Here is a 2130-nt window from a genome sequence, read left to right as displayed (position 1 = left end):
TGTCGGCGGCCACGAGAGACTGCCCGGAGACGGTCACGAAGCTGCCTGGTAGCGGACATGAGGATTGCCCGCTGACGGTCACGAGATCTGCCCGACACGAAGTCGTATGCCTCACCGGTTCCCACGGTTGAGGCCCCTCCTCAGGTGCGATCGGCGGTGCTGAAGCGCCCGTCGCCCTGAGGAGGGACAACTTGAAGTCTGCCGAGGAAATCATGGAAATCTTGGATGCCTACGACCTGACCGGGTCGTTACGTGATGCCGGGGAGCTGGCCGGTTGTTCGCACCACACGGTGAAGCGTTACGTTGAGCGGCGTGCTGCCGGTGGCGCACTGGACACGGTCGCCGGGCGGCCGCAGTTGATCGATGAGTTCTTGCCCAAGGTCGAGGAGTGGGTCGAGCGCTCGCATGGCAAGATCCGGGCCGATGTGGCCCACCAGAGGCTGGCAGTGCTGGGCTATACCGGTTCCGAACGAACGACGCGGCGAGCGGTCGCGGAAGTGAAGAAGGCCTACCGGGCCGGCCGGGTCCGGGTGCATCGGCCCTGGGTGAGCGAGCCGGGGATGTGGCTGCAGTATGACTACGGCGACGGTCCGGTGATCGACGGCGTCAAAACGGTGCTGTTCGTGGCGTGGCTGGCGTGGTCCCGGTTCCGGGTGGTGATCGCGTTACGGGATAAGACGATGCCATCGGTGTTCGCCGCCCTGGACCAGACCTTCCGGCGGCTGGGCGGGGTACCGACCTATGTGTTGACCGACAACGAGAAGACCGTCACCGTGGAGCACATCGCCGGGATCGCGGTCCGAAATCAACACCTGGTCGGGTTCGCCGAGCACTACTCGGTGGTGGTCCACACCTGTGTGCCGGCCGATCCGGCATCCAAAGGCGGGACCGAGTCATCGGTGAAGCTCAGTAAGGCCGACCTCGTCCCGACCCAGACGAACCTGCGCCCGGAGTATGCCTCGTTTGCCGAGCTCGAAGCGGCGTGTGAGGAGTTCTGCACGAAGGTCAACACCCGGCCGCACCGGGTGACCAAACGGCCCCCGACTCAGATGCTCGAGCAGGAACGAGCCCGACTGCACCCGGTCCCGGCCACCCCGCACACGGTTGCGTTCGGGGTGACCCGGATCGTGCCCACCAATACCCCGATGGTGATGTTCGAATCCGGACAGTACTCGGTCCCGCACAGCCTGCTGGGGCAACCGGTGTGGGTGCGGGTCACGGGCCGGGGCGCTGGTGAGCAGGTCGTGATCACCCACGTCGGTGACCGGGGTCCGGTCGAGGTGGCCCGGCACGCTCGGGCGACCCCGGGCAGTCCCCGGCTGATCGAGGCGCACTTCGGGCCCCAGCCGGCCGGGCCGCTGGCCCGCCAGCCCCGGGCCCGGACCGCGGCCGAGGCGGAGTTCCTCACCCTGGGCGAGGGCGCCCGGTTGTGGCTGATCGAGGCAGCCGCGGCGGGCACGTCGCGGATCCGGGTCAAGATGACCGAGGCGTTGGCGTTGGCGAAACTGTTCGATCCCGTCGAGGTCGACTGGGCGCTGGGGCATGCCGCAGTGCACGGCCGGTTCGCCGAGGCCGATCTGTCCTCGATCCTCGACCATCACCACGGTCAGGGCAGCAGGCAACAGGCCCCCGAACACCGTGCTGGGGAGGACCGCTCGCTGACCCAGGGAACCAGCGCGTGGGCCCAACTCGGCCAGCCACCCCACACTGCCACCGACGACCCGGAGGACCGATGACCAGCCCGATCAGCACCGCTCCACCGTTGCCCTCCGAGTTGGAGGACCTGTTGCGCCGACTGCGACTGCCACACATCCGTCGTCACGCCCCGGACGTTGTCGCGACCGCGAAAGCACAACGCTGGGAACCCACCGAAGTACTGAAGGCCCTGTTCGCTGAAGAGGTCGCGGGCCGGGAACGCTCCGCACTGGCCTCCCGACGAGCCGCAGCAGGCTTCCCGACCGGGAAGACGTTCGCCGCCTGGCAACCCGAGGCCTCCTCGATCCCGGCACCGACCCAGCAAGCACTCCGAACCCTGGAATGGGTGCACCGCCGCGAGAACCTGGTGGTGTGCGGGCCGTCGGGGACCGGGAAGACCTTTCTGCTCGAAGCCCTGGGCCAGCAAGCCGTCGA

2 protein-coding genes are annotated in these 2130 nt (G+C 67.9%); both read left to right on the top strand.

Annotated features, from left to right (window positions below; translation table 11 throughout):
• The first annotated feature begins 191 nt into the window (after nucleotides 1–191).
• Nucleotides 192–1736 carry an IS21 family transposase gene (gene istA / locus G531_RS0117205; RefSeq protein ID WP_026928161.1) on the top strand — a complete coding sequence of 515 codons (1545 nt, stop codon included), beginning with the start codon at nucleotides 192–194 and terminating at the stop codon, nucleotides 1734–1736.
• Nucleotides 1733–2130 (top strand): ATP-binding protein (locus G531_RS0117200; protein WP_026928160.1); only part of this gene is annotated, 398 nt, incomplete at its 3' end. The genes istA and G531_RS0117200, both read left to right, overlap by 4 nt.

The sequence above is a fragment of the Granulicoccus phenolivorans DSM 17626 = NBRC 107789 = JCM 15570 genome (assembly GCF_000423085.1).
Taxonomy (GTDB): Bacteria; Actinomycetota; Actinomycetes; order Propionibacteriales; family Propionibacteriaceae; genus Granulicoccus; species Granulicoccus phenolivorans.
This window is presented reverse-complemented; position numbering and strand designations above follow the sequence as displayed.